The sequence below is a fragment of the Polynucleobacter sp. 35-46-11 genome (assembly GCF_002281105.1).
This window is the reverse complement of the sequence record NZ_NCFJ01000373.1, coordinates 1-2,557: the sequence shown is the minus strand read 5'-3', so window position 1 is coordinate 2,557 and position 2,557 is coordinate 1. Positions and strand designations below refer to the sequence as shown.

General features: G+C 44.5%; 4 protein-coding genes. All 4 read left to right on the top strand.

Going from position 1 to position 2,557, the window contains the following annotated elements; all coding sequences use genetic code 11:
* The first annotated feature begins 3 nt into the window (after window positions 1-3).
* The 4 genes from B7Y67_RS15105 to B7Y67_RS15090 all read left to right on the top strand — a co-directional run bounded on the left by B7Y67_RS15105 (window position 4) and on the right by B7Y67_RS15090 (window position 2,480).
* Entirely contained in the window at window positions 4-105 is a 102-nt protein-coding gene (locus B7Y67_RS15105; RefSeq protein ID WP_293599342.1) for a carboxyl transferase domain-containing protein, read from the top strand.
* 9 nt (window positions 106-114) lie between these two features.
* Entirely contained in the window at window positions 115-780 is a 666-nt protein-coding gene (can, locus tag B7Y67_RS15100) for a carbonate dehydratase (protein WP_215302233.1), read from the top strand.
* 8 nt (window positions 781-788) lie between these two features.
* Window positions 789-1,676, top strand: a complete 888-nt coding sequence (locus tag B7Y67_RS15095) for a lipid A biosynthesis acyltransferase (protein WP_215302234.1) — start codon at window positions 789-791, stop codon at window positions 1,674-1,676.
* Between the two features lie 66 nt (window positions 1,677-1,742).
* Window positions 1,743-2,480, top strand: coding sequence for a pseudouridine synthase (locus tag B7Y67_RS15090; protein WP_293599341.1), 738 nt, complete (start codon window positions 1,743-1,745; stop codon window positions 2,478-2,480).
* Window positions 2,481-2,557: the final 77 nt, after the last annotated feature.

Sequence of the window (2,557 nt, the reverse complement as noted above, 5' to 3'; positions counted from 1 at the left end):
GCGGTGTATTCACCGGCCATGACCGACTTCATCTTCATGGTGAAAGACAGCTCCTACATGTTTGTCACCGGCCCCGAGGTGGTGAAAACCGTGACACACCTTTAAACTCAAATCATGATTATGAAGAACTCCAATGCCTTAGACCAGCTATTTTCTAATAATCGCGAGTGGGCAGAAGCCATGGTCGCCAAAGATTCCAACTTCTTTAAGCGCCTCGTTTCTCAGCAGGCGCCAGAATATCTTTGGATTGGCTGCTCAGATAGCCGCGTACCTGCTAATGAAATTGTGAATCTTCTTCCAGGCGAATTATTCGTTCATCGAAATGTTGCTAACGTAGTGGTGCATACCGACCTCAATTGTTTATCTGTAATTCAATTTGCAATTGATCTCTTAAAGGTCAAACATATTTTGGTTGTTGGTCATTATGGTTGCTCTGGTGTGCATACCGCAATGACGGATAGGCGGGTAGGCTTAGCTGACAATTGGTTGCGTCATGTGAAAGACGTACATCAAAAGCATGAGCGCTATCTTGGTGATGCCATTCCAAGCCCTAAACGTCAAGATCGTTTATGTGAATTAAATGTGATTGAACAAGTTGTCAACGTTTGTGAAACCACCATTGTTCAAGATGCATGGTCCAGAGGACAAGATCTCACGGTGCATGGCTGGGCTTATCGTCTTGAGACTGGCTTAGTAAATGATTTAGGCATGTCTATTAGCTCCGATGAAGAAATGCATAGGCGTTACGCCACATCCTTGTCTCGCTACGATTCCAATTAAATTGAGTTTTGTTTAAAAACTTTTCAAACTACTCAGGACTAGCGCTCCTCAGGTTTCTGGCATCGCTTCCTTACAAGACCCTTGTCTCTATCGGCTATGGCTTAGGTTATTTGGCAGCGCATATTCCTAGCGATCGAAATCGCGTAGTTCAGAAAAATTTAGAACTCTGTTTTCCTGAGCTTAGCGCACAGGAAATTGATCTGCTCAGGAAAAAACATTGGAGACTACTTGGTCGCAGCTTAGTAGAGAAAAGTATTATTTGGCTTGGAAGTAAAGAACAGCTTGCCGACATGATTGAAGTTCGATCAGAGGTTGATTTAAATGATCGACAACCGCGCATCTTAGTCAATATGCATTTCATTGGAATTGAAGGCAGCATTATTTTGAGCGCACTTGCAAAAGATAAAGGCTGGCCTCGTACCTCTGGATTTTTCCAGAGAATGAAAAGCCCCTTCTTCAATAAAAAAATTATTGAGTGGCGCAATCGCTTTGGTGGAAACTCGATTGATCGCCAGGGCAACACTATTGAGCTGATTAGAGAAATCCGCAAGGGTAGCTTCATCATCATTGCACCCGATATTGACTTGGGCTTGAAAGACTCTACTTTTGTTCCCTTCTTCAATATTCAAACCAATACCATTACTGCTGTATCCCGTCTCGCTAAAATTACTGGGGCACAGGTCTGCATGATGATTACGACTCTCAAAAATAATGAAGCTGGATATGTTTGCTCTATCAGCAAACCATTGGAAAATTTTCCAACCGAGAATCCAGAAGCAGATACCGCACGCTTAAACCAAATTTTTGAACAAGAAATTAGGCTCAGGCCCGCTGAATACTATTGGGTACATAAACGTTTTAAAAATAGGCCGTTTAATGAGAGTAGCCCCTATTAAGCCCTCTTATGTATTCATATATCTAGATCCTGGTCTTTATTAAAGTAATTACCGGATAATGTAGCCATGGAAGAAAAAATTCGTGTCTCCAAGTTACTCTCTGAGCTAGGTCTATGCTCCCGTCGCGAGGCCGACTCTTATATTGAGCAAGGCCTAGTAACCGTAGATGGCGAGGTTGTTAATGAGCTAGGCTCTCGCGCTTTTCGTCATCAGAAAATTGAGTTGCAATCTGGAGCTAAAGCACAGCAGGCCTCCCGAATTACTGTCATTCTCAATAAGCCAGTGGGCTTCATCTCACACTTCGATGATGCGCAAGAGTATCAACCGGCTGCCTCACTCATCACCCCAGATAATTACTTTGCCAGCCCGCTGGATAAGGGGCGCAATCCACGCTTTAATACTCGTGGTTTAGCGCCTGCTGGTCGACTCGATATCGACTCCACTGGCATGCTCGTTTTAACGCAAGATGGTCGCGTAGCTAAACTCCTAATTGGCGAAAACAGTCCTATTGAGAAAGAATATCTAGTCCGGGTTGAAGGCGCCCTCTCTTTTGAAGATTTGGATAGGCTAAAACATGGCCTAGAATTAGATGGGGTTGTTTTAAAACCAGCCCAAGTGAGCTGGCAGAATGAAGACCAGCTTCGCTTTGTTCTGCGAGAGGGTCGCAAGCGTCAAATTCGGCGCATGTGCGAAATGGTTGGCCTCCGAGTGTTAGGTCTGAAACGTGTCCGTATGGGCAGAATTTCTCTGGGCGCCCTACCGCCAGGAAAATGGCGCTTTGTGAGGCCTGAAGAGCAATTCTAAGAAGTCCCTCCCGCTTATAATTCTGTCAATTAGATTAAGCGCAGAATTACCATCGATACCATCACCTCCAGCACTCC